Origin of the sequence: Pseudomonas cucumis, assembly GCF_030687935.1 — a bacterium.
Classification (GTDB): Bacteria; Pseudomonadota; Gammaproteobacteria; order Pseudomonadales; family Pseudomonadaceae; genus Aquipseudomonas; species Aquipseudomonas cucumis.
On record NZ_CP117454.1, the window covers coordinates 5284783 to 5311287 of the forward strand.

General features: G+C 58.7%; 28 protein-coding genes. 9 read left to right on the forward strand and 19 right to left on the reverse strand.

Annotation, left to right across the window (positions count from 1 at the left end; all coding sequences use genetic code 11):
* From PSH97_RS23960 to PSH97_RS23970, 3 genes are read right to left on the reverse strand one after another with little or no spacing between them, the layout of a single operon-like run.
* The gene (locus PSH97_RS23960) at positions 1-714 is read right to left on the reverse strand and encodes a PilW family protein (RefSeq protein WP_305446956.1); all 714 of its coding nucleotides are present in this window, start codon (positions 712-714) and stop codon (positions 1-3) included.
* Positions 711-1160 carry a type IV pilus modification protein PilV gene (pilV, locus tag PSH97_RS23965; protein WP_305446957.1) on the reverse strand — a complete coding sequence of 150 codons (450 nt, stop codon included), beginning with the start codon at positions 1158-1160 and terminating at the stop codon, positions 711-713. Before pilV ends, PSH97_RS23960 begins: the two co-directional genes overlap by 4 nt.
* A complete protein-coding gene (locus PSH97_RS23970) occupies positions 1157-1630 on the reverse strand; it encodes a GspH/FimT family pseudopilin (RefSeq protein WP_305446958.1) in 474 nt (157 codons plus the stop codon). Before PSH97_RS23970 ends, pilV begins: the two co-directional genes overlap by 4 nt.
* 131 nt (positions 1631-1761) lie before the next feature.
* Here PSH97_RS23970 and PSH97_RS23975 point away from each other — a divergent pair, with 131 nt between their 5' ends.
* Positions 1762-2310, forward strand: a complete 549-nt coding sequence (locus PSH97_RS23975; RefSeq protein WP_305446959.1) for a GspH/FimT family pseudopilin — start codon at positions 1762-1764, stop codon at positions 2308-2310.
* On the opposite strand, the gene ispH is transcribed toward PSH97_RS23975, so the two are convergent.
* From ispH to murJ, 6 genes are all read right to left on the reverse strand, one after another.
* On the reverse strand, positions 2287-3234 hold the full coding sequence (gene ispH, locus PSH97_RS23980; RefSeq protein WP_008008700.1) for a 4-hydroxy-3-methylbut-2-enyl diphosphate reductase: 948 nt from the start codon (positions 3232-3234) through the stop codon (positions 2287-2289). The two genes, PSH97_RS23975 and ispH, sit on opposite strands and share 24 nt — an antisense overlap.
* Before the next feature lie 193 nt (positions 3235-3427).
* Complete coding sequence (gene fkpB, locus PSH97_RS23985) at positions 3428-3865, reverse strand: FKBP-type peptidyl-prolyl cis-trans isomerase (protein ID WP_177318839.1); 438 nt, start codon at positions 3863-3865, stop codon at positions 3428-3430.
* Between the two features lie 7 nt (positions 3866-3872).
* Positions 3873-4385: a signal peptidase II gene (gene lspA / locus PSH97_RS23990; RefSeq protein ID WP_305446960.1), complete on the reverse strand. Its 513-nt coding sequence runs from the start codon at positions 4383-4385 to the stop codon at positions 3873-3875.
* The gene (gene ileS / locus PSH97_RS23995) at positions 4378-7209 is read right to left on the reverse strand and encodes an isoleucine--tRNA ligase (protein ID WP_305446961.1); all 2832 of its coding nucleotides are present in this window, start codon (positions 7207-7209) and stop codon (positions 4378-4380) included. The genes lspA and ileS overlap by 8 nt, the downstream gene beginning before the upstream one ends.
* Positions 7210-8160, reverse strand: coding sequence for a bifunctional riboflavin kinase/FAD synthetase (gene ribF / locus PSH97_RS24000; RefSeq protein WP_305446962.1), 951 nt, complete (start codon positions 8158-8160; stop codon positions 7210-7212). It lies immediately after the preceding gene.
* A 129-nt stretch (positions 8161-8289) separates the two neighbouring features.
* Positions 8290-9828, reverse strand: a complete 1539-nt coding sequence (murJ, locus tag PSH97_RS24005; protein WP_305446963.1) for a murein biosynthesis integral membrane protein MurJ — start codon at positions 9826-9828, stop codon at positions 8290-8292.
* Positions 9829-10080: 252 nt separating this feature from the next.
* On the opposite strand from murJ, the gene rpsT reads away from it, so the two are divergent.
* Entirely contained in the window at positions 10081-10359 is a 279-nt protein-coding gene (gene rpsT, locus PSH97_RS24010; protein WP_003185593.1) for a 30S ribosomal protein S20, read from the forward strand.
* A gap of 121 nt (positions 10360-10480) precedes the next feature.
* Here the strand turns inward: rpsT and PSH97_RS24015 are convergent, their stop codons facing one another.
* From PSH97_RS24015 to rplU, 5 genes are all read right to left on the reverse strand, one after another.
* Positions 10481-10945 carry a CreA family protein gene (locus PSH97_RS24015; protein ID WP_305446964.1) on the reverse strand — a complete coding sequence of 155 codons (465 nt, stop codon included), beginning with the start codon at positions 10943-10945 and terminating at the stop codon, positions 10481-10483.
* A 12-nt stretch (positions 10946-10957) separates the two neighbouring features.
* A complete protein-coding gene (proB, locus tag PSH97_RS24020) occupies positions 10958-12076 on the reverse strand; it encodes a glutamate 5-kinase (RefSeq protein WP_038981484.1) in 1119 nt (372 codons plus the stop codon).
* A gap of 123 nt (positions 12077-12199) precedes the next feature.
* A complete protein-coding gene (gene cgtA / locus PSH97_RS24025; protein WP_007901876.1) occupies positions 12200-13423 on the reverse strand; it encodes an Obg family GTPase CgtA in 1224 nt (407 codons plus the stop codon).
* A gap of 193 nt (positions 13424-13616) precedes the next feature.
* Positions 13617-13892, reverse strand: a complete 276-nt coding sequence (gene rpmA, locus PSH97_RS24030) for a 50S ribosomal protein L27 (RefSeq protein ID WP_007901871.1) — start codon at positions 13890-13892, stop codon at positions 13617-13619.
* Between the two features lie 35 nt (positions 13893-13927).
* A complete protein-coding gene (gene rplU, locus PSH97_RS24035; RefSeq protein WP_007901869.1) occupies positions 13928-14242 on the reverse strand; it encodes a 50S ribosomal protein L21 in 315 nt (104 codons plus the stop codon).
* A gap of 240 nt (positions 14243-14482) precedes the next feature.
* On the opposite strand from rplU, the gene PSH97_RS24040 reads away from it, so the two are divergent.
* From PSH97_RS24040 to PSH97_RS24050, 3 genes are all read left to right on the forward strand, one after another.
* A complete protein-coding gene (locus PSH97_RS24040; RefSeq protein WP_030129461.1) occupies positions 14483-15451 on the forward strand; it encodes a polyprenyl synthetase family protein in 969 nt (322 codons plus the stop codon).
* Positions 15452-15629: 178 nt separating this feature from the next.
* A complete protein-coding gene (locus tag PSH97_RS24045) occupies positions 15630-15971 on the forward strand; it encodes a zinc ribbon domain-containing protein YjdM (RefSeq protein ID WP_010467527.1) in 342 nt (113 codons plus the stop codon).
* A 205-nt stretch (positions 15972-16176) separates the two neighbouring features.
* A complete protein-coding gene (locus tag PSH97_RS24050) occupies positions 16177-16434 on the forward strand; it encodes a PA4570 family protein (protein WP_030129462.1) in 258 nt (85 codons plus the stop codon).
* A gap of 118 nt (positions 16435-16552) precedes the next feature.
* Here the strand turns inward: PSH97_RS24050 and PSH97_RS24055 are convergent, their stop codons facing one another.
* The 3 genes from PSH97_RS24055 to PSH97_RS24065 form a co-directional block, all read right to left on the reverse strand.
* The gene (locus PSH97_RS24055) at positions 16553-17170 is read right to left on the reverse strand and encodes an FKBP-type peptidyl-prolyl cis-trans isomerase (RefSeq protein WP_007901858.1); all 618 of its coding nucleotides are present in this window, start codon (positions 17168-17170) and stop codon (positions 16553-16555) included.
* Between the two features lie 130 nt (positions 17171-17300).
* Positions 17301-17597 (reverse strand): DUF6482 family protein, encoded by a 297-nt coding sequence (locus tag PSH97_RS24060; protein ID WP_305446965.1) that lies wholly within the window; start codon positions 17595-17597, stop codon positions 17301-17303.
* Between the two features lie 122 nt (positions 17598-17719).
* Positions 17720-18208, reverse strand: coding sequence for a TIGR00645 family protein (locus PSH97_RS24065; RefSeq protein WP_007901849.1), 489 nt, complete (start codon positions 18206-18208; stop codon positions 17720-17722).
* A gap of 160 nt (positions 18209-18368) precedes the next feature.
* On the opposite strand from PSH97_RS24065, the gene PSH97_RS24070 reads away from it, so the two are divergent.
* Entirely contained in the window at positions 18369-20198 is a 1830-nt protein-coding gene (locus tag PSH97_RS24070; protein WP_305446966.1) for a hypothetical protein, read from the forward strand.
* 5 nt (positions 20199-20203) lie between these two features.
* Here the strand turns inward: PSH97_RS24070 and PSH97_RS24075 are convergent, their stop codons facing one another.
* Positions 20204-20545 carry a PA4575 family protein gene (locus tag PSH97_RS24075; RefSeq protein ID WP_007901845.1) on the reverse strand — a complete coding sequence of 114 codons (342 nt, stop codon included), beginning with the start codon at positions 20543-20545 and terminating at the stop codon, positions 20204-20206.
* A gap of 290 nt (positions 20546-20835) precedes the next feature.
* Complete coding sequence (locus PSH97_RS24080) at positions 20836-23274, reverse strand: Lon protease family protein (RefSeq protein WP_305446967.1); 2439 nt, start codon at positions 23272-23274, stop codon at positions 20836-20838.
* Positions 23275-23550: 276 nt separating this feature from the next.
* On the opposite strand from PSH97_RS24080, the gene PSH97_RS24085 reads away from it, so the two are divergent.
* The 3 genes from PSH97_RS24085 (at position 23551) to PSH97_RS24095 (ending at position 26441) form a co-directional block, all read left to right on the forward strand.
* Positions 23551-24039 carry a DUF3015 domain-containing protein gene (locus tag PSH97_RS24085; protein ID WP_007901840.1) on the forward strand — a complete coding sequence of 163 codons (489 nt, stop codon included), beginning with the start codon at positions 23551-23553 and terminating at the stop codon, positions 24037-24039.
* A 107-nt stretch (positions 24040-24146) separates the two neighbouring features.
* Positions 24147-26000, forward strand: a complete 1854-nt coding sequence (locus PSH97_RS24090; protein ID WP_305446968.1) for an Lnb N-terminal periplasmic domain-containing protein — start codon at positions 24147-24149, stop codon at positions 25998-26000.
* Between the two features lie 84 nt (positions 26001-26084).
* A complete protein-coding gene (locus PSH97_RS24095) occupies positions 26085-26441 on the forward strand; it encodes a hypothetical protein (RefSeq protein WP_305446969.1) in 357 nt (118 codons plus the stop codon).
* The last annotated feature ends 64 nt before the right edge of the window (positions 26442-26505 follow it).

Below are 26505 nucleotides of genomic sequence, written 5' to 3' on the forward strand. Positions count from 1 at the left end.
TCATGGCAACCGGTTGCGCAAGGCGGCAACCACGTTGAAGGTTTGTTCGTGTACCCGGTCGTTCGGGTCGCTCAGCGTTAGCGTGAGTCGCACACTACGGATTCGTGCCGGATCGGATGGGTTGCTGCTGTAGCTGGAGGCGGCCGTATCCGTGGCTGAACTGGCGAGGCCGAAGCTCACATTGAACGCACTGACATTGTTCACCAGCACCTGCTGCGTCGGCGTGCCGGCACCGGAGCCCATCAGCAGCTGGTTGTTGCTGAAGCTGTAGACCAATCGCCGGATCGGAAATGCCAACAGCCCAGACGTCGGCGTTCGTGCCCCCGTGTAAGCCGTCGCGGTGTTGCGGCAGTCGGAAATTACTGTCCAGGTCGGCACCCCGCCACTGCCACCGACATCGGCGGTGACGAGCGTTAATTTGAGGTTGGCATTGTCCCAACTGATCGGCGTGATCTGACTGGCACTGAAACTCCCTGCCGAGCTGGCGTCGATAATCGTGCCCAGACAACCGAACATGCCAACCATGCGGATTTCCTGAATCATTTTGCTCAGGACGAACCGTGCATCTTCCTGCATGCCGGCGGCAGTGTTCTGGCTGACGTAGGTATTTTTAGCCGCGATGAAGATCTGCGCCACGCCCAGAACCACGACCAGACTCAACGCCAGGGCTATCAGCAATTCGATCAGGCCGAAACCTTTGCTGGCTCTGATCATGGTGTCGTCGCCGGATCAACGGTGGCGCGACTGGTGAGGACGAAACTGCGGCGTGAGTCGGCGGTATTGGCGGCCCGTGAGTCATCCCAGGTAATGGTAATGGTGTACACCCGTTGGTTGCGGGTAATGCTGCCGGTGGCCGTGGCGCCGCCGAAATTGACGATATTGGTGGTGAAGTCGTAGAGGTCCTGATCCCGGGCCACGCTCAGGTTGCCCGAGGTCGGTGGCGTGACGGTGTAATCGGCGCCGGAGTTGGCGCGAATGCGGTCCATCATGTCGTAGGCGATAAAACTCGCCTGGCTGGTCATCCGCGAGCTATCGGTGTACTTCAGCGCATTGAGCTGAATCGCCGCCGCGCCCAACAACCCCACGGCCAGAACCAATAACGCGACCAGTACCTCGATCAGCGTCATGCCCTCCTGTGCGCGCTTGCTCCAACCCCTCATCCGCAACTTCCACCCAATAGAATTCGTCCGTTCAAACACACATTCAGCGTCCTGCTCTGTGCCCCCAGTACATAACTGATCACGACTGCCGTGGACGGCGCCGACAAACCGCCCAGGTTGTTGAAATCAATGGCGGTCACTCCTGAGGTTAGCGTCAGAGTTGCACCACTGCTCATCGCTGGAACAACCCGCAATACATTGGCCGAATTGCCAATACCGTCATAAACGGTCAGATCGCCGGTCCAGACACTGCCGCCTGCTGTCGGGCGAACCCGGGTGGTAATGCCCCGGTCGATCGCCTCAAGCCGGGCGTAATTGAGCGCGTGCTGCAGGTCGCCGATCTCGGTGTCGGCCTTGGTGCTTTGCACCGAGCGGGTAAACGCCGGAACAGCCAGGCTGATCAGGATCAGAAACACGGCGAGCGCAATCAGCAGCTCGATCAGCGTGAAACCTTTTGTACGATGATCCATCGGTGCCCTCCGTTGCCGTCGGCTATACCTGCTTCTACACGCTAGAACATTCGACCGGCGGATGTACGGTTGTTTTGCCATTACTCGCGCAGGGATCGTGCGGGCCGCAGCACTCCAGGGAGGGAAATGACATGCATCAGCAAGGCTTCAGCCTGATCGAACTGCTCATGGGACTGACAATTGTCGGGATTGTTCTGCAACTGGTCAGCCCGGCGTTCGCCGCACTGACAGAATCGAACCATCGGGAGCAGGCGGCGCAGTCGATTATCAGTGGTATGCGTAATGCCAGAACCGCTGCTATCACACGCAATCAGAGTGTTGTGATACACGGCATCAACGGCGACTGGGGTCAGGGCTGGCGGATCATTCTGGATGTCAGCGGTAAAGGCCCGGAGGACAGCAGTAATCCGCTGCTGGTTGAGCAACAGAGCGACGCTCGAGTGCCCATTGTCGGCAATCTGCCGGTCAAGAATTTCGTACGGTTCAGCAGCCTGGGCGAACCGCAGTTGCCCAGCGGTGCCTTTCAAGCAGGGACGGTACATATTTGCGCCAGCCGCGAACCGGTCAGCCTGCACCAGGTGGTGCTGTCCCGGACCGGACGCGTCAGCCTGCGCAGCGATAAGGCTGAACAGGCGCTGTGCGCGGGAGGAGAAGATTCAGAGCAGGGAGCGGACGCGTAGCTCTTTAGGCATCGAGAACGTGATGTTCTCTTCACGCCCGGCCAACTCATCGGCCCCGGTGGCGCCCCAAGCCTGCAATTGCTGGATCACGCCACGCACCAGTACTTCCGGAGCGGAGGCACCGGCTGTGATGCCAATCCGCTCGACACCGTCGAACCAGCTCTTTTGCAGGTCTTCGGCGCCGTCGATCAGATAGGCCGGGGTAGCCATGCGTTCAGCCAGTTCACGCAGACGATTGGAGTTGGAGCTGTTCGGGCTGCCGACCACCAACACCACATCGCACTCATCCGCCAGTTGCTTGACCGCGTCCTGACGGTTTTGCGTGGCGTAGCAGATGTCGTCCTTGCGCGGACCGCCGATCGCCGGGAACCGAGTACGCAGGGCGTCGATCACGCGACTGGTATCGTCCATGGACAGGGTGGTCTGGGTGACGAAGGCGAGTCTTTCAGGGTTGTTTACCTGCAACGCAGCGACGTCTTTCTCGTCCTCGACCAGATAGATCGCGCCACCATTGCTGCCATCGTACTGGCCCATGGTGCCTTCGACTTCCGGGTGACCGGCATGGCCAATGAGGATGCACTCTCGGCCGTCGCGGCTGTAGCGCGCGACTTCGATGTGCACCTTGGTCACCAGCGGGCAGGTCGCGTCGAACACCTTCAGGCCACGGCCTGCGGCTTCGGTGCGCACGGCCTGGGAAACGCCATGGGCACTGAAGATAACGATCACGTCGTCGGGCACCTGATCCAGCTCTTCGACGAAGATCGCCCCACGGGCGCGCAGGTCTTCGACGACGAATTTGTTGTGGACCACTTCGTGGCGCACGTAGATCGGCGGCCCGAAGACTTCCAGGGCGCGGTTAACGATTTCGATCGCCCGGTCCACACCGGCGCAGAAGCCACGGGGGTTGGCGAGTTTGATTTGCATGCTGTGCCTCGTGTCTTGCGCGCAAGAGATAGTAATGCCACCTGTCATTCGAATACCAGGCTCGAAAACAGTGAAAATCTTAATGTGGGAGCGGGCTTGCTCGCGAAAGCGGTGTGTCAGTCGACATTGATGTTACATGTGATGGACGCTTTCGCGAGCAAGCCCGCTCCCACATTGGACCGAGTTCGGTCAGTTACAGCGCTTTGACGTTGATGATCTCGACGTCAAAGGTCAAGGTTTTACCGGCCAGCGGGTGGTTGAAGTCGATGGTCACCTGGGCGTCATCGAATTCTTTTACCACACCGGGCAGCTCAGTATTGGCCGCATCGTTGAAGATCACCAGCAAGCCAGGCGACAGTTCCATATCCTTGAACTGCGAGCGCGGGATGATCTGCACGTTTTGCGGGTTGGGCTGACCGAAGGCGTTTTCCGGCTCGATGGTCAGGGTGCGTTTGTCGCCAGCCTTGAAGCCGAACAGCGCTGCTTCGAAACCTGGTAACAGGCTGCCGTCGCCAACCTTGAAGGTCGCCGGGGCTTTGTCGAAGGTGCTGTCGACGGTGTCGCCGTTCTCCAGGCGCAATGCAAAGTGCAAGGTGACTTCCGTGTTCTGGCCGATGCGTTGCTCAGCCAATACCTGTTCAGTCATGAACGGTTTCTCCGGTCTTTTTACTTTTGAACATATCCAGCGCGAGCATCACGGCACCGACAGAAATTGCGCTGTCGGCAAAGTTGAACGCCGGGAAATACCAGCGGTTCTGCCAATGCACCAGAATGAAATCGATCACATGGCCCAGGGCAATGCGGTCGTACAGGTTACCCAGCGCGCCACCCAGCACCAGCGCCAAAGCGACTGCCAGCCAGGTTTCGTTGCGCCCCAGGCGCTTGAGCCAGACCACCAGCACCGCACTGACCACCACCGCGATCAGGGCGAACAGCCAGCGCTGCCAGCCGGAGCTGTCGGCCAGGAAACTGAACGCCGCGCCAGTGTTGTAGGCCAGGGTCCAGCTGAAGTAATCGGGGATCACCACGATTTGCTGATACATGCTCAGCGAGCTTTCGAAGTAGAACTTGCTGGCCTGGTCGATGACCAGGACCAGCACGCTCAACCAGAGCCAGCCCAGCCGTCCGAAACGGCCAACGGCATTAGGCATAGTGACGAACCTCGCCGGCGCCGCTGATGTTGTCGACGCAACGGCCGCAGATTTCCGGATGCTCCGGGTTCACGCCGACGTCTTCACGGCAGTGCCAGCAACGGGCGCACTTGGCGAAGCTCGACTTGACCACTTTGAGCTTCAGGCCGCCGACTTCGGTGACCACTGCGTCGGCCGGAGCCTGAACGAACGGCGCCACGGTAGCAGTCGAGGTAATCAACACGAAGCGCAATTCGTTGCTCAGCTTGGCCAGATCGGCGCTCAGCGCATCTTCGGCGAACAGCGTCACTTCGGCTTGCAGGTTGCCACCGACGGCCTTCGCCGCGCGCTGGATTTCCATTTCCTTGTTGACCGCGACCTTCACCGCCATGATCCGCTCCCAGTAGGCGCGGTCCAGCTCGAAGCCTTCCGGCAATTCGGTCAGGCCTTCGTACCAGGTGTTGAGCATCACAGACTCGTTACGCTCGCCCGGCAGGTACTGCCACAGCTCGTCGGCGGTGAACGCCAGGATCGGCGCGATCCAGCGCACCAGCGCTTCGGAGATGTGGTACAGCGCGGTTTGCGCCGAACGACGGGCCTTGCTGTTGGCGCCAGTGGTGTACTGACGGTCCTTGATGATGTCGAGGTAGAAACCGCCCAGCTCCTGCACGCAGAAGTTGTGGATCTTGGAGTAGACGTTCCAGAAGCGGTATTCGCCGTAGTGCTCTTGCAACTCGCGTTGCAGCAACAGCGTGCGGTCCACGGCCCAACGGTCCAGCGCGAGCATTTCTTCAGCCGGCAGGATGTCGGTGGCCGGGTTGAAACCGGTCAGGTTGGAAAGCAGGAAGCGCGCGGTGTTACGGATGCGCCGGTAGGCATCCGCACTGCGTTGCAGGATCTGTTCGGAAACCGCCATTTCACCCGAGTAGTCGGTAGAAGCAACCCACAGACGCATGATATCGGCGCCCAGGGTGTCGTTGACCTTCTGCGGCGCGATGACGTTGCCCAAGGACTTAGACATTTTGCGACCGGATTCGTCGACGGTGAAGCCGTGGGTCAGCAATTCGCGGTATGGCGCGTGGTTGTCGATGGCGCAACCGGTCAGCAAGGAGGAGTGGAACCAGCCACGGTGTTGGTCCGAGCCTTCCAGGTACAGGTCGGCGCGCGGACCGGTCTCGTGGCCCATCGGGTGCGAACCGCGCAGGACGTGCCAGTGCGTGGTACCCGAGTCGAACCAGACGTCGAGGGTGTCGCTGATCTTGTCGTACAGCGGCGCTTCTTCACCGAGCAACTCGGCGGCGTCCATCTTGAACCAGGCTTCGATGCCTTCGACTTCGACGCGCTGGGCGACGATTTCCATCAGCTCGACGGTGCGTGGGTGCAGCTCGCCGCTTTCCTTGTTCAGGAAGAACGGGATCGGCACGCCCCAGTTGCGCTGACGGGAGATGCACCAGTCAGGACGGTTGGCGATCATCGAATGCAGACGCGCCTGCCCCCAGGCCGGAACGAATTTGGTCTCTTCGATGGCTTTGATTGCCCGCTTGCGCAGGGTTTCGCCGGTTGCAGGCTCTTTGTCCATGCCGATGAACCACTGCGCAGTGGCGCGGTAGATCAGCGGGGTTTTGTGACGCCAGCAGTGCATGTAGCTGTGTTCAATGGTTTCGGTGTGCAGCAGCGCGCCGACTTCCGACAGTTTGTCGACGATAGCCGGGTTGGCCTTCCAGATGAACTGGCCACCGAAGAACTCCAGCGATGTCGCGTACACGCCGTTGCTTTGCACCGGATTGAGGATGTCGTCGTTGACCATGCCATAGGCTTTGCAGGTCACGAAGTCGTCTACGCCGTAGGCCGGCGAGGAGTGAACCACGCCGGTGCCCGCGCCCAGTTCGACGTATTCGGCCAGGTAAACCGGCGACAGACGATCGTAGAACGGGTGACGGAAGTTGATCAGTTCCAGTTCTTTACCGGTGGTGGTCGCAATGACCGAACCTTCCAGGCTGTAGCGAACAAGGCACGACTCGACCAGCTCTTCAGCCAGTACCAGCAGTTTGTCGCCGACGTCGACCAGGGCGTAGTTGAATTCCGGGTGGACGTTCAGGGCCTGGTTGGCCGGGATGGTCCACGGGGTGGTGGTCCAGATCACGATCGAGGCGGGTTTGCCCAGCGATGGCAGACCGAACGCGGCAGCCAGTTTGGCTTCATCAGCGATCGGGAACGCCACGTCGATGGTCGCGGATTTTTTGTTCTCGTACTCGACTTCCGCTTCAGCCAGGGCCGAACCGCAGTCAAAGCACCAGTTCACAGGCTTCAGGCCCTTGAACACGAAGCCACCCTTGACGATTTCCGCCAGGGCGCGGATTTCACCGGCCTCGTTTTTGAAGTCCATGGTCTTGTACGGGTTGGCGAAGTCGCCCAACACGCCCAGACGGATGAATTCGGACTTCTGGCCTTCGATTTGCTCGGTGGCGTAGGCACGGCACAGTTCGCGGGTCTTGTCCGCGCCTAGGTTCTTGCCGTGGGTCACTTCGACTTTGTGCTCGATCGGCAGACCGTGGCAGTCCCAGCCCGGCACATAAGGCGCGTCGAAACCCGACAGGGTTTTCGAGCGGATGATCATGTCCTTGAGAATCTTGTTCAACGCATGACCGATGTGAATCGTGCCGTTGGCGTACGGAGGACCGTCGTGAAGTACGAACTTCGGACGATCCTTGCCAATCTCGCGCAACTTACCGTACAGGCCAATACTGTCCCAGCGCTGCAGAATCTGCGGTTCGCGCTGTGGCAGGCCGGCCTTCATTGGGAAGGCGGTGTCCGGAAGGTTTAGCGTGGCTTTATAGTCGGTCATTTAAGGCTCTTCATTAGCGATTGGCGCTAGGTGCGACAGGGCACGGGCGGCGGCGACATCCGCATTGATCGCCGTCTTAAGCGCCTCCAGAGAGGCGAAACGCTGCTCTTCACGCAGCTTGTGGTGGAAAACCACCGTCAAACGCCGGTCATACAGATCGCCGGCAAAATCTAAAAGATGTACTTCGAGGTGGGCTTTGCCATCACCTTGGACCGTTGGCCGCACGCCGATATTGGCGACGCCTGGCCAGGTCTTGCCGTCGATGTCGACGTTGACCAGATAAACCCCGGACAGCGGCACACGACGACGCTTGAGCTGTATGTTGGCGGTCGGCGTACCGAGCTGGCGCGCCAGCTTCTGGCCGTGCAGGACTCGCCCGGCAATCCGGTACGGACGACCGAGTAGCCGCTCGGCCAAGGCAAAATCTGCGGCGGCCAGGGCATTACGCACCTGGGTGCTGCTGACACGAATGCCGTCCAGTACGACGGTCTGCGCCGCTTCGACGGTAAACCCCTGAAGGACACCGGCCTGTTGCAGGAAATCGAAATCCCCTAGCCGGTCACAGCCGAAACGGAAATCGTCACCGACCTCCAGATGCTGCACGCCGAGACCGTCTACCAGAATGGTATCGACGAATTCGCTGGCGCTGAGTTTGCTCAGCCGCTGATTGAAAGCCAGGCACAGCACCCGGTCGACACCTTCCATGGCCAGCAACTGCAGTTTGTCCCGCAGGCGGGCCAGACGGGCCGGGGCGGTGTCCGGGGCGAAGAATTCTCGCGGCTGCGGCTCAAAAATCACCACGCAGCTGGGCACGCCCAACTCGAGCGCACGCTCACGCAGTCGGGCCAGGATTGCCTGGTGACCACGGTGAACACCGTCAAAGTTGCCAATAGTGGCGACACAGCCCCGATGCTGGGGGCGCAGGTTGTGGAGGCCTCGAACCAGCTGCATAACGCGCTTCTTGCTCATAAAGTGGTCGATTATAACCACACCCGGCGGCCGACGACAGGCAACACCGTAACCCAAAGTGATCGAGCCGACAAAACCGCCGACTCGCCCGTGTTTATCGAGGCAAAAGCCTCAGCTCAGCGCTTTGCGATTGAAGTCGCGCAAACGGAAGCCCATCAACAGCAACATACCGAAATAGGCCACGACGCCGGCGACCACCAATGCGCCCAGACGCAGTAAACGCTCCAGCATATGCCCTTCCGCCCAAGCCGGCATAAAGTGCATCGCGCCCAGCAATACCGCGGACATCACCGCGACTGCTACCAGCAGTTTGAGCCCGAACTTCGCCCAGCCCGGTTGCGGCTGATACATCTGCTGCTTGCGCAGTTGATAGAACAACAGCCCGGCGTTGATGCAGGCGCCAGCGCTGATGGCCAGGGCCAGACCGGCGTGAGCCAGTGGACCGATCAGCACCAGGTTGAACAGCTGAGTGACGATCAGGGTGAAAATCGCGATTTTTACCGGGGTCCGGATGTTTTGTTGCGCATAAAACCCCGGCGCCAGCACTTTGATCACGATAATCCCCAGCAAGCCGACGGAATAGGCAATCAGCGCGCGCTGGGTCATGGCCGCATCGAAAGCGCTGAACTGGCCGTACTGAAACAGCGAAACCGTCAGCGGCTCAGCCAGAATCCCCAGCGCCAGGGCGCACGGCAATACCAGCATGAAGCACAGGCGCAGGCCCCAGTCGAGGATCCGCGAGTATTCGTGGCGATCCTGGCTGGCATAAGTTTTGGCCAGGGTCGGCAGCAGAATCGTGCCCAGTGCCACACCCAGAACACCGGATGGCAACTCCATCAAGCGATCGGCGTAATACATCCAGGACACGGAACCGGCCACCAGAAATGACGCAAATATGGTGTTGATGATCAGGGAAATCTGGCTCACCGAAACGCCGATGATCGCTGGCAGCATCTGCTTCATGACCCGCCAGACCCCGCTATCGCGCAGGTTCAGGCGCGGCAGCACCAGCATGCCGATTTTTTTCAGGTGCGGCAGTTGAAACAGCAATTGCGCCAGACCGCCCACCAGAACAGCCCAGCCCAGCGCCATTACCGGCGGATCGAAATACGGTGTCAGGAACACCGCAAAAATAATCATGCTGACATTGAGCAGCGTCGGCACGAAGGCCGGCACCGAGAAGCGGTTCCAGGTGTTGAGGATCGCTCCGGCCAATGAAGACAGGGAGATCAGCAATATATAAGGAAAAGTGACCCGTAGCAGATCGGAGGTCAGCTCGAATTTTTCCGGGGTAGTGGCGAAACCCGGCGCCGTGGCCCAGATAACCCAAGGCGCGGCGAGCATGCCCAGCGCAGTGACCAGTGCCAGCACCAGCGTCAACAGGCCCGAGACATAGGCAATGAATGTTCGCGTCGCCTCCTCGCCCTGCTGGCTTTTATATTCGGCCAGAATCGGCACGAAGGCCTGGGAAAATGCTCCCTCGGCGAAGATCCGCCGCAGCAGATTGGGCAGTTTGAAGGCGATAAAGAAGGCGTCGGTCGCCATTCCCGCACCAAATGCACGAGCGATAAGGGTATCGCGAACAAACCCCAACACCCGGGAAAGCATCGTGATAGAGCTGACAGCGGCCAACGATTTGAGCAGATTCATTGAAAGAGTTTTTGCCTGTCGATAAACAGCAGGCGAACAACGCGCCCACTTATGCGATACTCCGCGCCGCAACAGCACAGAGCCAAAGCTCGCGAGTTTACAGGTCGCACGCCGGAAAGAAATATCCCGGCGCTCTATACCTGCCACTTAGCGGATCGTCTCAACCGCCCTTGACAAGACATCAACTCATCGGCATGATTCGCGGCCTATTTTGTTTGCTATTTCCTAAAAAGTCTTTCGAGGAGCTCGACGGTGGCCAACACACCTTCCGCCAAAAAACGTGCAAAACAGGCTGAGAAGCGTCGCAGCCACAACGCCAGCCTGCGTTCCATGGTTCGTACCTACATCAAGAATGTAGTTAAAGCCATCGACGCAAAAGACGCTGAAAAAGCTCAAGCTGCTTACGTTCTGGCTGTGCCAGTTATCGACCGCATGGCCGATAAAGGCATCATCCACAAGAACAAAGCTGCTCGTCACAAGAGCCGCCTGAATGGCCACGTAAAGGCCCTGAACGTTGCCGCTGCTGCCTAAGCGACACGCTCATTAAAAAACCGACCTCAGGGTCGGTTTTTTATTGCCTGCGATTTATCAAATACACCACAAAAAATACGGGAGCGAGCCTGCTCACCCCCACACTTCGACTTGCGTCAACTTATTGAGCGTGCGTCCACGGCAAGATCGGAATCGCCGTCACCGCATTCTGCGGGCTGCCCTCGATCAAACGATCGCTGTACACCAGATACACCAGCGTATTGCGCTTCTTGTCGAGGAATCGCACCACCTGCATCGTCTTGAACACCAGCGAGGTGCGCTCCTTGAACACTTCCTCGCCATCCTTGAGTTCTCCCTTGAAGCTGATCGGCCCGACCTGACGACACGCAATCGACGCCTCGGCGCGATCCTCGGCCAACCCCAGACCACCTTTCACACCACCTGTCTTGGCTCGCGACAGATAGCAGGTCACGCCATCTACCTTCGGATCGTCAAACGCCTCGACAACGATACGGTCGTTCGGGCCAACAAACTTGAACACCGTCGACACCTGGCCAACTTCCTCGGCCGAGGCCAGCAGTGGCATTGCGAACAACAAACCCAATAATCCTTTTGCCACACGCATTCAGGTATTCCTTCAGACCAGAATCAGGTTATCGCGGTGAACCAGTTCCGGCTCAGCCATATACCCCAACAGACCGACAATCGCCTCAGACGACTGACCGATGATTTTTTGTGCTTCCAGAGCACTGTAGTTAGCCAGGCCACGGGCGATTTCACGACCGTCCGGCGCCACGCAGACCACCATTTCGCCACGACGAAAACTGCCCTGGACCAGCTTGACGCCCACTGGCAGCAAACTTTTGTTGCCTTGGGACAACGCCGTCACCGCCCCCGCATCCAGCACCAGCGTGCCGCGAGTTTGCAGATGCCCGGCCAGCCACTGCTTGCGCGCCGCCAGCATGCCGCGCTCAGGTGACAACAAGGTGCCGATGCGCTCGCCAGCCTTGAGACGATCCAGCACTCGCTCAATGCGTCCACCGACAATGATGGTGTGCGCACCGGAACGCGCCGCCAGACGCGCAGCACGCAACTTGGTCTGCATACCGCCACGACCCAGCGCTCCGCCCGTACTGCCAGCCACTGCATCCAGCGCCGGATCATCGGCACGCGCCTCGTAAATCAACTTGGCGTCGGGATTGTTGCGCGGATCGGCGTCGAACATGCCATCGCGATCAGTGAGGATCACCAGCAAATCAGCTTCGACCAGGTTCGCCACCAACGCCGCCAACGTATCGTTGTCGCCGAAACGGATTTCGTCGGTGACCACGGTGTCGTTCTCGTTGATCACCGGGATCACCTTGAGCTCGACCAGCGCGCGTAGCGTACTGCGAGCATTCAGGTAGCGCTTGCGGTCGGACAAATCGTCATGGGTCAGGAGAATCTGCGCGGTATGCCGGCCATGCTCGGCGAAGCTCGACTCCCAGGCCTGCACCAACCCCATCTGACCGATGGCGGCAGCCGCCTGCAACTCATGCATTGCACTGGGTCGTACGGTCCAACCCAGACGACTCATGCCAGCCGCCACCGCCCCGGAGGACACCAGCACCAGCTCGACGCCCGCCTCGTGCAGGGCAACCATCTGCTCAACCCAGACACCCATTGCCGCGCGATCCAGGCCTTTGCCGTCCGCCGTCAGCAAAGCGCTGCCGATCTTCACGACCCAACGCTGCGCACCTGTCACCTTGCTCCGCATCATCTTCAACCTTAGCTTGAGGACAGCACGACCCAGCGCTGCCCGTAACGTTATTCGTGACTACCGATTTCCAGATACTAAAACGCCGCTCTAGTGAGCGGCGCTTAAGTTTATCGCAACGAATCAGTCACGCACGTAAATGATTTCCGGACCGTCTTCGTCATCCACATCTTCTTCGTCCCAATCGTCGTCACCGATGTCATGGACCGACTTCACGCCACTGCGACGCAGGGCACGCTGATCGTCCAGCGCCTGCAACTGGGCGCGCGCCTCATCTTCGATGCGCTGATCGAGCTCGGCCAGCTCTTCCTTGTAGGCCGGGTCGTTAGCCAGACGATCGGCACGATCTTCCAGATAACGCATGATGTCATGGCAAAGACGCTCGGTGCCTTGCTTGGCGATCGCGGAGATCACGTAGACCGGACCAGTCCACTCCAGACGATCAACGATTTCCTTGACGCGAGCGTCGTGCTCTTCTTCAAGGATCTGGTCGCACTTGTTCAGCACCAGCCAGCGATCACGCTCAGCCAGGGACGGGCTGAACTTGGTCAGCTCGCTGACGATTACTTCAGCGGCATCCGGAGCACTGGTGTCATCCAGCGGCGCCATGTCGACGAGATGCAGCAGCAGACGAGTACGCGACAAGTGCTTGAGGAAACGAATCCCCAGGCCCGCGCCATCGGAAGCACCTTCGATCAGGCCCGGAATGTCCGCCACCACGAAGCTCTTCCAGCGATCGACGCTGACCACCCCCAGGTTCGGCACCAGAGTGGTGAACGGGTAGTCGGCGACTTTCGGCTTGGCGGCCGATACCGAGCGAATGAAGGTACTTTTGCCAGCGTTCGGCAAACCAAGCAGACCGACGTCCGCCAACACCTTCATCTCCAGTTTCAGGTCGCGCTGCTCACCCGGCTTGCCCGGCGTAGTCTGGCGCGGCGCCCGGTTGGTGCTGGATTTGAAACGAGTGTTACCCAGACCGTGCCAGCCGCCATGAGCCACCAGCAGACGCTGGCCAGCCTTGGTCAGGTCGCCGATCACTTCCTGAGTCGCAGAATCGATAACGGTAGTGCCGACCGGAACGCGCAGCACCAACTCTTCACCTTTCTTGCCGGTACAGTCAGTGCTGCCGCCGTTGGAACCACGCTCGGCATCGAAGTGCCGGGTGTAACGGTAGTCCACCAGGGTATTCAGGTTTTCGTCGGCGACCATGTAGACCGAGCCGCCATCACCACCATCGCCGCCGTTCGGGCCGCCGTTCTCAATGAATTTTTCGCGACGGAAGCTCATGCAACCGTTGCCGCCGTCCCCGGCCTTTACTCGAATCGATACTTCATCAACAAACTTCATAACAAAACGCCTCTCGCCATACGGACGAGCCGAAAAAACCTAGACATAAGACTCTTGCAAAAATGAGCGCAGCGACCTCAATCAACGACCGCCAATACAGCGCTGGAGCCCATCACAAACAGCTTTGCAAGAGACTCACCCCACAAACGAAAAAGCCCCGTCGCAAGACAGGGCTTTTCCAGCAACTACGTAATTATGCCGCGACGACGTCAGTCTTCGGAACAATGCTTACGTAACGACGACCGAAGGCGCCTTTTACTTCAAACTTGATCACGCCGTCGATTTTAGCGAACAGAGTGTGATCTTTGCCCATGCCAACGCCGTAGCCAGCGTGGAATTGGGTGCCGCGCTGACGCACGATGATGTTGCCCGGAATGATAACCTGGCCGCCATACATCTTCACGCCAAGGCGTTTGGCTTCTGAGTCGCGACCGTTACGGGTACTACCACCAGCTTTTTTGTGTGCCATGAGTTCAATTCTCCTAGTGAGGAATTAGGCTGAAATTAAGCCTGAATACCGGTGATTTTGATCTCGGTGTACCACTGGCGGTGGCCCATACGCTTCATGTGGTGCTTACGACGACGGAACTTGATGATGCGGACTTTATCGTGACGACCTTGGGAGATCACTTCAGCCACAACGGTAGCGCCAGGAACAACTGGAGCGCCGATATTCACGTCGTCGCCATTGGCAACCAACAGAACGCGATCAAAAGTAACGGATTCGCCGGTAGCGATTTCCAGTTTTTCGATCTTCAGGTATTCACCTGGAGCAACTTTGTACTGCTTGCCACCAGTAACGATTACTGCATAAGACATGGTATTTCTCCGATAATCCTGCTCACCCAGCTCTTTATAAGAAGAGGTATTGGCTGGCATGGCTGCATAAGGCTGGAAGGCCTGTTTGCAATTGCGTAAGGCAGGTGCTGCCCAGGAAGTTCAGGGTGCGCGATTGTACGCAAGCTGCTTGAGCGTTGCAAGTGGCCGTCTATCGCGCCTTGACACCCGCCGACGTGGGTCCTAGCATGCCGCGCAACCCTTCTGGAGCAACTGTCGCTGATGCAACCCCAAGCTTTCTACCGCGCGGTGGCGGACGATTTTAGCGCCGTCGACGGCATCATCAAGAAACAGCTGACTTCCCGAGTGCCGCTGGTATCGAAAATCGGCGACTACATTACCTCGGCTGGCGGTAAACGCCTGCGCCCGTTGCTCGTGCTGCTGTGCGGCAAGGCACTCGGCCGCGAAGGCGATGACCTGCGCCTGCTGGCCGCGACCATCGAGTTCCTGCACACCGCCACCCTGCTGCACGACGACGTCGTCGACATGTCCGGCATGCGCCGTGGCCGCTCGACCGCCAACGCGATGTGGGGCAACGCACCGAGCGTGCTGGTGGGCGACTTCCTGTATTCGCGTTCTTTCGAAATGATGGTCGAACTGGGCTCCATGCCGGTGATGAAGATCCTTTCGCAAGCCACGCGCATCATCGCCGAAGGCGAAGTGTTGCAGCTGTCGAAGGTCCGCGACGCCAGCACCACGGAAGAAACCTACATGGAAGTCATCCGCGGCAAAACCGCGATGCTCTTCGAAGCCTCGACCCACAGTGCCGCGGCCCTGGCCGGTGCCTCGCCGGAACAGAGCGAAGCACTGCGCACCTTCGGCGATCACCTGGGGGTGGCGTTCCAATTGGTCGACGACCTGTTGGATTACCGTGGCGACGCCGAAACCCTGGGCAAGAACGTCGGTGACGATCTGGCCGAAGGTAAACCGACGCTGCCGCTGATCTACACCATGCGCGAAGGCACTCCAGAGCAGGCCGCACTGGTTCGTCAGGCGATCCAGAAAGGCGGCATCGAAGATCTGGAAAGCATTCGCGAAGCCGTTGAAGCTTCCGGCTCGCTGGATTACACCGCGCAACTGGCCCGCGATTACGTAGCCCGTGCGATCAAGTGCCTCGACGCCCTGCCCGCCAGCGAATACCGCGATGCATTGGTGGAATTGAGCGAGTTTGCGGTCGCCCGTACGCACTGATCCGCCCCCTGCAGGAGCGAGGCTTGCCCGCGAACGCGATCTACCAGTCGACACTAATGTGACTGATACACCGCGTTCGCGGGCAAGCCTCGCTCCTACGAAATCATGTGTCACCCCTCCCCCGCATAAACCCTATATAATGTGCGCTTTTTAGCCATCCTGAATCCAAGGAGCTTTAGTGAGCACGTTGCCACCCTGCCCGAAATGCAATTCCGAATACACCTATGAAGACGGCGCACAGCTGATCTGCCCGGAGTGCGCCCACGAGTGGTCCGCCAGCGGCGAAGCCGAAGCGGCCTCCGATGACACCGTGAAAAAGGATTCGGTCGGCAATGTCCTGCAGGACGGCGATACCATCACCGTGATCAAGGACCTCAAGGTCAAAGGCACGTCGCTGGTGGTCAAGGTCGGCACCAAGGTCAAGAACATCCGCCTGTGCGATGGCGACCACGACATCGACTGCAAGATCGACGGCATCGGCCCGATGAAACTCAAATCCGAGTTCGTCAGAAAAGTCTGAATCTGCTGTATTCCATCCCGCGCCTGGCGTGGGATGGTGCTTCGCCCTTCCCCGCATCACCCAGCATTCCCGCGCGGCAGCCAAACGCCAGTCGTTTTGACGCCCAGCAATTCCCCCGCAGAAAAAACACAAATCGCCAATAGACCCTTGCTATTTGACGAATAAGAATTATTCTCATTGAAACCCATCAATGGAGATGAGACTCATGACTTATTTGATCGATGCCTGGCTGGACCGCCCACATCCCTATCTCAGAATCCTGCATCGGGAAACCGGGGAAGTCTGTGCGGTGCTTGAAGAAGAAGCCTTGAACGAGCTACAGGATCAGGGTGATCTGGACGTCAACGGCCTGAGTTCCAGCGAGCCGGTGGTGCTCAAGGAACTGGTGCGCAATCTGTTTCTATTCTGCTATGCCCGGGCATTGCGCCCGACGAATGAGTTGCATCACAAGATCGAACTATGAGTAACGCTGAAACCTCTGTAGGAGCGAAGCTTGCTCGCGAAGCAGGCGACTCGGTTTGAGTTCGAAACCGAGTTGATGCTTTCACGGGTAAAGCCTCACTCCTACAGAGTTACAGGGATTACAGAACGTCGAGCAGTTCGACGTCGAATACCAGTACGCTGTGCGGCGGAATGCTGCCAACGCCTTGAGCGCCGTAAGCCAGTTCGCTCGGCACGTACAGACGCCATTTGCTGCCGGCGTTCATCAGTTGCAGGGCTTCGGTCCAGCCAGCGATGACGCCGCCAACCGGGAATTCTGCAGGCTGACCACGATCGTAGGAGCTGTCAAACACAGTGCCGTCGATCAGAGTGCCGTGGTAGTGAGTGCGCACTTGATCTTCACGAGTCGGCTTGGCGCCTTCACCTTGAGTCAGCACTTCGAATTGCAAGCCGGAAGCCAGCGTGGTGATGCCTTCGCGCTTGGCGTTTTCAGCCAGGAAAGCCAGGCCTTCGCCAGCAGCGGCTTCAGCCTTGGCTGCAGCTTCGGCTTGCATGATTTCGCGAATCACCTTGAAGCTGGCGGACATTTCTTCCTGACCCACACGGCTTGGCTTGCCGGCGAACGCGTCGGTCAGACCAGCCAGGATCGCGTCCAGGCTAACGCCCGGTGGCGGGTTGTCACGCAGTTGGTCGCCCAACTGACGGCCAATGCCGTAGCTGACGCGGGTTTCGTCGGTGGACAGGTTTACTTCGGACATGACACTGCTCCGCTGTGCGGACGGCCCTGGAACTTGCCGTGCGTGCACAGCGCGTCCCGGAACGCGCCCGGAATCAAAAGGGCGAGCAGACTAGCACAGATGCCGTCACGATGAGCGGCGTCAGCCGCTGTTACACAGAGCGGAAGGTGATCGGTACTTTCAGGCTTTCCTCGGTGCTGGCTCCACACATTTCGTCTTGAACCGAGGTATGCACAATGTTGAACGACAACTTGGGAAAGGCATGAAGCACCTCACGCGCATGCTCCACCGAGCGCAGATGCAATACCTCGCCATGGGCATCGCGCAATGGATGCGCCGCGCCACTGATCCGCGCCTCCAGCACGTAGAACACCCCTTCCATCGAAATCAGGTTCAATTCATCGATTTTTCCGGCGACGGCATACGCATTCAACTCTTGCAGGTTCATGTGCGCACCTCAGGCAGTGGCGAGCCAGGATCCTTACATGGATATGCCTCGACGCGCCAAAGCACAAGCCACCCACGACACCGCCCGTCTGTTTCACACCGCTCCTACAGGGATTGTGCAGATCAGTGCTTGGTCAGCTTGTCCAGATAGCCCATGGCAAACGCCGACACCACGAAGGTCATGTGAATGACCACGTACCACTTCAAATGCTCGGGATCGACGTTCTTGGCGTCCATGAAGATCCGTAGCAGGTGGATGGACGAAATCGCCACGATGGAAGCCGCGACCTTCATCTTCAACGAAGACGAATCCATGGTGCCCAGCCAGTTGAGCTTTTCCTTGCTGTCGTCGATATCCAGCTGAGAAACGAAGTTCTCGTAACCGGAGATCATCACCATCACCAGCAGGCCGCCCACCAGCGCCATGTCGATCAGCGACAGCAGTACCAGAATCAGATCCGACTCGGCCATCGAGAACACGTTAGGAATGACGTGGAAGACTTCCTGGAAGAATTTCAGTGCCAACGCCAGCAAGCCCAGGGACAAACCGAAATAGATCGGCGCCAGTAACCAGCGGGAGGCGTACATTGCATTTTCGATAAAGCGTTCCATTGAATCTCACACAAGGGGCTGGAAATGGCGGCGAGTATAACAGCCACCTGTTACACCCAGAAACCGTCGGAAAATCCGCAACCTGCGTGTGTGTGACAAAGTTTTTCTGCTAGTGTCCAGATGATTGACAGGTCAGCGACGTCGGACAGGAAGACTGGAAATGGATGTGCGATTGCCGTTAACGAGTGCCGGACTTTGCCTCACGTTGCTGCTCGGAGGTTGTTCACCCAGCGATGAGAAACGTCAGGTCAGCCTCGAAGAAAAAATCGCACAGTTCGAACAATCCCTGGAAACGATCGAGGACCCCAAACTCAAGGATGCCGTGGCCGAGCTCGGCGGTTCGCTGTTGTTACTCGAGCGCGCGCAACTCAAGCTCGACACCAAACCAGTGGTCACCGAATACGGCGAAGACGCCCTCGCCGTGCTCAAGCACTACCCCACGCCCCAAGCGCTGGTCGACACCTACATCAACGGTCTGTTCGTGCTGCACAAGGAGTCCAGTTCGGATTACCTGACCGACCTGCAACCGGTATTCCCCTTCAATTTCAACATTCCGGGTGCGTTCCTTTTTCCTCATGGCCTGGAATGGCAATCGGTGACCCTGAGCAACAAGCGCGTCATCGCTTTCCAGCCGGAATGGTCGGAAACCGATCCCGGCATTCAGTTGAGCCCCTCGAGCTCCAACCTGACCAACCCCGATGATTTGACGGTGACCTATCCCTTTATCGAAGGCCTGGATGTGGACAAGAAGAGCCAACCACAACCGGTGAGCCTGCAAGGCAAGGTGGAAGTCATCACCCCGCGCCGGCTCTACAGCTTCGATCTGACGAAAAAGGACGTCGGCCAGACTCGCACTAACGACAATCTCAGTGTCACCTTATTGAAACTGGCCAATAACTACGCCGAAATCGAATTCAGTAACAGCGCGCCGTTGGCCCCCGAGGTACGGGAGATATCACTCAACCCACTGATCGTTCAGGCCAGGGACGCCACCGGGCAATTCCTCTCGCGCTCAGGCGCAATCAACGAAACCGCCGCGCAAATTGAGTTTTATCAAAAACAATTGGCGAAAATGCAACAACAGAAGGCCTGGAGCGAAGCGTTCGAAAAACAGCTTGATGAGGAGCAGCGCGCGTTCGAAAAGCAACAAACCCGGCATTACACCAAGGTGTACTTCAACGGGCCGATCGACACCGTCGAAGTCAGCCTCCTGGACTTCTCGGCAGTCACGGTGACCCACAAGGAACTGGACCTGCCAATACGCCGCTTCGACCCGCACACCACGGAAAAAACCATCCAGCCACTGACCTTGCCGGTGGTGGTGTATGACGACCTGGCCGCGACCTGGCTCAAAGGCGCAACGCTGAGCGAGGAGCAACTGAAAAAGAGCATCAGCATCAGTCAGTCGGTGGATGACCCGAGTGCCGCGCGCATCGAATTCAATCATCCCAGAAGCTTCAATGACGAACTGCTCGGAACCTCCTTCAATCCCGGTGAAAGCCCGGTGACGTTCTTTACCCAAGACTGCAATGGCCAGCGCGATGGGCCGATCGAGCTGCCGCCGGAGGCGTATCAGGTCGATCCGATACGCGGCGACATCACCTATGATCTGAACCTGTTTCCAGAAACCCCTGCCTACGTTGTGGGTTCCATGCCGCACTTCCTGGCGACTATCGACCAGCAAACGTACGACGCCCGCCAGCTGCCCAAAGGCCTGGAGTTCAAAGGGAATGCGTTGGTGGTTGATCTGAAGCTGTTTCCCGCCCAGGACTGGCGCTTTTTCGCCAAGGACGACAGCGGCAACTATTTGAAGGAGATTCTTTCGGTCATTCACGACGCGAGCGCGCAAGGCCCGGCGTTATTTGCAGTGCATTACTTCTATGGCCAGCCCACACGTCTGGAAACTTATCAGCGAACCAACCTCACCACCGTGCAATATGGGTTTGAGGTCAAACTCGACAAGGCTGAGCCAGACAACCTTGATCAATAGTCTGTTCAGTGCTCGGGCCGAAACTCGGGACCGCTAAGGTTGCGGTAACGACCACCATTGATCTCTCGCAACTGGGCTTGCAGATGCAGACACCAGATTTGCGGGTCGTCGGCCAGCTCATAGCCATGCAAGGTCAGACTTTCAACGATGGTGTCGAGGATCGATTCAGCCACGACCGGCCCACGGAACGGGCCTTGGGCCTTGATGGCAGAAGGTTGCTCGCCGGCCATTCCGGCGGCGAAGAGCAAGGTCCACATGCCCGTATCTCCCGCCAGCGGGCGGATAGCACATTCGATACGGGTCACAAGGCCCAGGCATTGACGGGTGAGGCAGAGGTTGCGCGACATGGCGGCGACCCTCGGTAGATCCGGTCTTCAGCCTCCACGGGAAGGCTGTCTCGATCCAGTGATTACTGTCGATATCCTTGAGCAGATAATAGAAGAAAAGTCTGGTTCGCACGCGAACCGAGACCAGAAGGTGCCGAGTGGTCACTGCGTGAATATTGACGCCAGAATTGTGGCGAAACCCTGACCCCACGGATTGAGGCTAGCTGAAAAAATCGCAGCCTGCGGCAACGCCTACGCCGAACGCGTTTTCCCTGTAGGAGCTGCCGAAGGCTGCGATCTTTTGCTTCACATCAAGCCGGTTTGATTTCCAGCATGGCTTCCTGCGCCATCTCCTTTTCGGCTTCCTTGAGGTCTTCCTCGCTGATCATTTCCGCGATCACCCGCAAGCGCTCCACCACCCGTGCATTGATGCTGCCTTCAGGGAATTCGCCATTCTCATTCGGCGCACCGGCCGGCTCGCCGACCAACAGGCTCAGGGCTTCGTCGGCCTGGCGCACTGCGTAGACATGAAACTGCCCCGCCCGCACCGCCGCCAGCACCTTCTCGTCGAGCATCAGCGTGGCGACGTTGGCGTGAGGAATGATCGCCCCTTGCTCACCGGTCAGGCCACGAGCTTCGCAGAGTCGGAAGAAACCTTCGATCTTCTCGTTGACCCCACCCACCGCCTGCACTTCACCGAACTGGTTGATCGAACCGGTAATCGCAAAGCACTGCTTGAGCGGGGTTTTCGACAAGGCCGAGATCAGCGTACAAGCTTCACCCAGGGACGCGCTGTCGCCGTCGACATAACCGTAGGACTGCTCCAGGGCGATGCTAGCGGAAATCGCCAGCGGGAATTCCTGGGCATAACGGCTGCCCAGATACCCGGTGAGGATCATCACGCCCTTGGAGTGAATCGGCTGGCCGAGGTTGACCTCGCGCTCGATGTCGACGATGCCGCTGCCGCCCGGATAAACCGTAGCGGAAATCCGCGCCGGTACCCCGAAGGCTGAATCACCGACTTCCAGCACCGTCAGCCCGTTGCACTTGCCAACGGCCGCGCCATCGGTGTCGATCAGAATGATCCCCGCCAGCATGTCATCGAGAATCCGCGCCGAAACGCGCCCGGTACGGGTCGCCTTGGCTTTGAGCGCACGCTCGATGTGCCCGGCGTCGGTCATGTCGTCACCCGCCAGGTCGCGAATGAAATCCGCCTCGCTCACCAGTTGGAACAGATCGCCGATCCGCGCCGACAAACGCCCCTGGTGCTCGGCCAGACGCGCGCTGTAAGTCGCCAGACGCGCCACCGCATCGGCGGTCAGCGGCGCCATGCCTTCTTCCGAGGTACGGGTTTTGAGCAACTGAGCGAACTGCTCCAGGCTCTCATCGACCATCGGGATGTCTTCGTCGAAATCCACCAGGACACGGAACATCTCCTGGAAGTCCGGATCGAGGTCTTGCAGCGTGTAGTAGAGCTGCCGGGCGCCGATGATGACGACTTTGACCTGCAACGGAATGTGTTGCGGTGTCAGCGTCACGGTGGCCAGACGGCCCAACTCACCCAGAGGCGATTCCATTTTCAGCTTGCGCGATTGCAGGGCGCGTTTGAGTGCATCCCAGACAAAAGGCTCGCTGAGCATTTTTTCCGCTTCGAGAATCAGGAAACCGCCATTGGCCCGGTGCAGCGCACCCGGTCGCAGCTGCCGATAGGTGGTGTAAAGCGCGCCCTGATCGGTGCTGTATTCAATACGGCCAAACAGATTGTCGTAGGTCGGGTGCGGCTCGAACACCACTGGCGCACCGCCGCTGTGCGGATGCCCGACCACCAGGCTCGGGGCGTATTGCTCTTCAAGCAATTTGCGGGCGATGGCGTCGGTCTTGCTGTCGTCCACCAGTTGCTCGACCACTGTTTTGAGCAGGTACACCTGCATTGCTTGCAGGTAACCGCAAACCCCTGCGTTTTCCGCGTACTTTTCCGACAGCGGCGCGAGCAATGGCTGCAAGGCCAGGGTGATGGTTTCTTCGTTGAGCTGACGCAGTTGATTGCTCGACTCACGCTTCCATTGCGGCAGGCTGGCAAGCTCTTCGTTCAGCCGCTCTTCCAGCCCGGAAATATCGTCATGAAAACGTTCGCGCTCGGCTTCCGGCAACTGGGCGAATTCCGCCTCATCCAGCGCCTTGCCTTCGCTCATCGGGGTGAAGGCGATGTTGCTGCTGTCGCGGTAGAGCGCGACCTCTTTCTCCAGCGCCAGACGCTCGATCACATCCAGTGCACGGTCATAACGCTGATTGAAAGCCCGGTCGATGGCGCTTTTCTTCTGCTGATAGGACGGGTGCTCGAACACCGCCGGAAAGGTCGCCAGCAGATTGTCGATCAAACCGTTGATGTCACCGATGAAAGCACCAGCGGTGCCCGAAGGTAATTCCAGGGCGCGAGGCTCGCGCGGTTCATCGAAATTATTGACATAGACCCAATCCGCCGGGGTCTGCAGGCGTTTGCCTTCGGCCTTGAGATAGCGTTTGACGAACGAAAACCGGCCGGTGCCGGGCTCGCCCATGACGAATACGTTGTAACCGGGGCGTGGCATGGCCACACCGAACTGCAAGGCTTCGACCGCACGTTCCTGGCCAAGCACACCGCGGAAGGGCTCCAGATCATTGGTGGTAGAGAAGCTGAACTGTTCAGCGGAAAACGGACGGGTCAGCGCTTCAGGCGCTAGACGCAAGCTGGCAGCAACAGGATCAGGCATCGGGCTTCCTTACATCAGGCGGGGCAGATAGCGGCATTCTGGCGCTGCCCGCACCTCACTGGCAAGGCGCGCCTCAAGCCAAAGCTCAGACAAATCCTCAGCCTTGGGCCGAGCGGCTCAAAATCAGGGTTTTCAACGAATGTTTCGCAAAAAGTAACGGAACCCCCGGAACATGCCTAAACTCCAAACTGCGCGGCTGGAACGAATAACCGGCCCACTGGCACCATTAGGGGCCAGCACCCTGTCCATTGGTATGCACACAAAGAGAACATAGCTATGAAACGGATTCTTCTCGGTACTCTCTTCACCGCTGTATCCATCAACGCCATGGCTCAGGCGCCAGGCGGTCCGGACTGTGGTTGGGGCAACATGCTGTTCGAAGGTCAGCGTGGCACCCCGGCACACTTCCTGGCATCCACCACCAACGGCACTTCCGGTAACGCAACGTTCGGTATGACCTCTGGTACCAACGGTTGCTCGACCAATGCGTCGCTGACCTATGGCGGCAAATCCTGGATCGCCATGAATGGCATGATGAACGAGCTGTCCGAAGACATGGCTAAAGGTCAGGGCGAAGCGCTGACCACTTACGCCGTGGTACTGGGCGTGGCGCCGGAAGACCGTGCGCACTTCGCCGCGGTGACTCATCAGCACTTCCAGCAGATCTTCAGCAAAGCTGACGTGACCGCTGATGACGTGCATACCAACACCCTGGCCGTACTGAAAAGCGACCCTCGTCTGGCCAAGTACGCCACTCAAGCTTAAGCTCGATCCATCCCGCTCCTTTTGGGGAGCGGGTTTTATTTTTTTGACCTGTCGTGCTTTGGGTCTTTTCCCCGATCTCTTTTTTTCGAAAAGCTAAGTTGCCCACTATGCTCAAACGCCTTGCCTGGCTGGCGCTCTGTGTCTGCGCCCCATTGTTTGCCGCGCCACACATCGACAATCAACGTTTGCAGCAACTGGCCAACGACCCCTTCTGGATTTCTCTGGGTCATTACGAAGCCGCCAAGCTCGGTGGCTGGCGCAGCTATGTCAGCGACAAGAAATTCTTTCTCGCCCCCGATGGCAACGAACACCCCGACCATGAACTGGCGGCGACCGTGCAGGCACTGTATGCCCCGGCCAGTGCCGGTGAGCAGCATGCCCAATGCGTCTATCCGGCCCGCACCCGCTGGCTCAAGGCGCAACTTGCGCTGAGCGACCTGCCGACGCCGGACTGTGCCGAGTTCAAGCAATGGTTCAAGGATGTTGCGCCCCACAGCGCGGTGATGATTTTCCCGGCGGCCTACCTGAACAGCCCATCGTCGATGTTTGGCCACACCTTGCTGCGCATCGATCAGGCCAATGTGCAGAGCGACAAGACGTCGCTGCTCAGCTACGCGATCAACTTCGGTGCCTACATCGAAGGTTCGGACAACAGCATTCTGTACGCCTGGAAAGGCTTGATGGGCGGTTATCCCGGGCTGTTTGCGCTGGTGCCGTATCAGGAAAAACTCTCGGAATACCGCAGCCTCGAGAACCGCGACCTGTGGGAATACCGCCTGAACCTGACCCAGCAGGAAACCGAGCGCATGGTCGAACACGTCTGGGAGCTCAAGCAGATCCAGTTCGACTACTTCTTCTTCGACGAAAACTGCTCCTACCGCCTGCTTGAGCTGTTGCAAGTGGCACGGCCGAGCCTGCAGTTGACCGAGCAATTCCCGTTGACGGCCATCCCCACCGACACGGTCAAAGCGGTGAAAGAAGCCGGGCTGGTGGAGTCGATCGAGTATCGCCCGTCCCGTGAGCGTGAACTGCTAAGCCGTGCCGAGCCATTAACCTCCGAAGAGCAGGAGTGGGTGCTGAAAGTCAGCGCCGATCAGAAGCAATTGCAGACCCCGGCGTTCAAGGCTCAACCTCGCGACCGTCAGGCGTTGATCATCGATGGGGCTTATCGTCTGGAGCGTTATCGCGCCAATGGCCAGGAACGTGACCCGCAACGGGCCCAACGCAGTTTCGAATTGCTGCGCGCAATCAATCAAAACCCGCCCCCGGAGCTGGAAATTCCGCAACCTGGCTTGCCCGAGGACGGTCACGAATCCCGCACCTGGCAGGCCGGCATCGGCACCCGGGGCGACAAGGCCTTTGGCGAATATGGCCTGCGCATGGCCTATCACGACCTCAATGACAACATGGAAAGCTTCCCCCTCGGTGCGCAGATCGAAATTCTGCAAATGAAGCTGCGCCAATACGAAGGCAATGACTGGCAGTTGCAGCAACTGGACCTGGCGACCATCCGCTCACTGACGCCTCGCAATGAATTGTTGCAACCTCTGTCGTGGCAAGTCACCGGCGGCCTGGAGCGCGTGCCGGGCAAGCATGATGACGAAACCCTGGTCAGCCATGTCAATGGCGGTGGCGGCGGGACCTGGCAACTGGGTGACGACATGCTCGGTTTCGCCTTGGGTACCGTGCGCGTGGAGCACAATAATGACTTTGCGCAATTCATCGCACCGGCCGCGGGCTTCAACAGCGGCCTGCTATGGAAAAACCCGCTGGGCAACTTCAGCCTGGAAGCCAAGGGCGATTACTTCACCAACGGCGAAGTGCGCCGCAGCGTGAGCCTGAACCAGCAGTGGGAACTGTCGCGCAATCTGGGCGTGCGCCTCAGCGCCCAGCGCGAATTCAGCCACCTGGCTTCGCCCGAAAACGAAGTGATGCTTGAGGTGAAGTGGTATCACTATTGATCTTTTGACCTTTCTTTCACTCCCAGCCGACAAATCCGCTTCTAGACTTCCCTTATAGGCCGTTGAACGGTCCAGGAGTCCGAGATGTGGCGTTGCGTGGGTGTGGTGGGGTTGTTGGTATTGATCACGGGGTGCCAGTCGACCCACGAGGACCTGATCGCCAAGGGTTATCCGCCGGCGTTCGCCGACGGCTTCGATGACGGTTGCAGCAGTGGCCGGCAGGCCGCCGGGGCGATCACTGGCGAGTTTCGCAAGAATGTCCCGCGCTACCTCAAAGACAAGCAATACGCCGAAGGCTGGACCGATGGCTTCCGTCAGTGCCAGGCCATGCGTGAAAACGAGGATCGTAACGAGTATAAGGACCGCCATTGGGACGAGCGCGAACGGGCCTGGCAACAACAGAAAGACAGGGACGCCGCGCGAGCCTATCGCTCGCAATAAGTCGTTTACAGACATTCGTCGAAACTTAAAGCCTGCGACCATGGCCCAAACCCTATAACGGGAG

Bases quoted from the DNA above. Each gene is read 5' to 3' on its own strand.
- PSH97_RS24060 (WP_305446965.1), bottom strand. From the start codon at position 17,597: ATGAACCTGCAAGAGTTGAATGCGTATGCCGTCGCCGGAAAAATCGAT.
- pilV (WP_305446957.1), bottom strand. From the start codon at position 1,160: ATGAGGGGTTGGAGCAAGCGCGCACAGGAGGGCATGACGCTGATCGAG.
- PSH97_RS24090 (WP_305446968.1), top strand. From the start codon at position 24,147: ATGCTCAAACGCCTTGCCTGGCTGGCGCTCTGTGTCTGCGCCCCATTG.
- ispH (WP_008008700.1), bottom strand. From the start codon at position 3,234: ATGCAAATCAAACTCGCCAACCCCCGTGGCTTCTGCGCCGGTGTGGAC.
- PSH97_RS23960 (WP_305446956.1), bottom strand. From the start codon at position 714: ATGATCAGAGCCAGCAAAGGTTTCGGCCTGATCGAATTGCTGATAGCC.
- rpmA (WP_007901871.1), bottom strand. From the start codon at position 13,892: ATGGCACACAAAAAAGCTGGTGGTAGTACCCGTAACGGTCGCGACTCA.
- PSH97_RS24065 (WP_007901849.1), bottom strand. From the start codon at position 18,208: ATGGAACGCTTTATCGAAAATGCAATGTACGCCTCCCGCTGGTTACTG.
- PSH97_RS24080 (WP_305446967.1), bottom strand. From the start codon at position 23,274: ATGCCTGATCCTGTTGCTGCCAGCTTGCGTCTAGCGCCTGAAGCGCTG.
- PSH97_RS23975 (WP_305446959.1), top strand. From the start codon at position 1,762: ATGCATCAGCAAGGCTTCAGCCTGATCGAACTGCTCATGGGACTGACA.
- PSH97_RS24095 (WP_305446969.1), top strand. From the start codon at position 26,085: ATGTGGCGTTGCGTGGGTGTGGTGGGGTTGTTGGTATTGATCACGGGG.
- PSH97_RS24055 (WP_007901858.1), bottom strand. From the start codon at position 17,170: ATGTCCGAAGTAAACCTGTCCACCGACGAAACCCGCGTCAGCTACGGC.
- lspA (WP_305446960.1), bottom strand. From the start codon at position 4,385: ATGCCTAATGCCGTTGGCCGTTTCGGACGGCTGGGCTGGCTCTGGTTG.
- PSH97_RS24050 (WP_030129462.1), top strand. From the start codon at position 16,177: ATGACTTATTTGATCGATGCCTGGCTGGACCGCCCACATCCCTATCTC.
- cgtA (WP_007901876.1), bottom strand. From the start codon at position 13,423: ATGAAGTTTGTTGATGAAGTATCGATTCGAGTAAAGGCCGGGGACGGC.
- ribF (WP_305446962.1), bottom strand. From the start codon at position 8,160: ATGCAGCTGGTTCGAGGCCTCCACAACCTGCGCCCCCAGCATCGGGGC.
- proB (WP_038981484.1), bottom strand. From the start codon at position 12,076: ATGCGGAGCAAGGTGACAGGTGCGCAGCGTTGGGTCGTGAAGATCGGC.
- PSH97_RS24015 (WP_305446964.1), bottom strand. From the start codon at position 10,945: ATGCGTGTGGCAAAAGGATTATTGGGTTTGTTGTTCGCAATGCCACTG.
- PSH97_RS23970 (WP_305446958.1), bottom strand. From the start codon at position 1,630: ATGGATCATCGTACAAAAGGTTTCACGCTGATCGAGCTGCTGATTGCG.
- rplU (WP_007901869.1), bottom strand. From the start codon at position 14,242: ATGTCTTATGCAGTAATCGTTACTGGTGGCAAGCAGTACAAAGTTGCT.
- PSH97_RS24070 (WP_305446966.1), top strand. From the start codon at position 18,369: ATGGATGTGCGATTGCCGTTAACGAGTGCCGGACTTTGCCTCACGTTG.
- PSH97_RS24075 (WP_007901845.1), bottom strand. From the start codon at position 20,545: ATGTCGCGCAACCTCTGCCTCACCCGTCAATGCCTGGGCCTTGTGACC.
- murJ (WP_305446963.1), bottom strand. From the start codon at position 9,828: ATGAATCTGCTCAAATCGTTGGCCGCTGTCAGCTCTATCACGATGCTT.
- PSH97_RS24040 (WP_030129461.1), top strand. From the start codon at position 14,483: ATGCAACCCCAAGCTTTCTACCGCGCGGTGGCGGACGATTTTAGCGCC.
- ileS (WP_305446961.1), bottom strand. From the start codon at position 7,209: ATGACCGACTATAAAGCCACGCTAAACCTTCCGGACACCGCCTTCCCA.
- PSH97_RS24085 (WP_007901840.1), top strand. From the start codon at position 23,551: ATGAAACGGATTCTTCTCGGTACTCTCTTCACCGCTGTATCCATCAAC.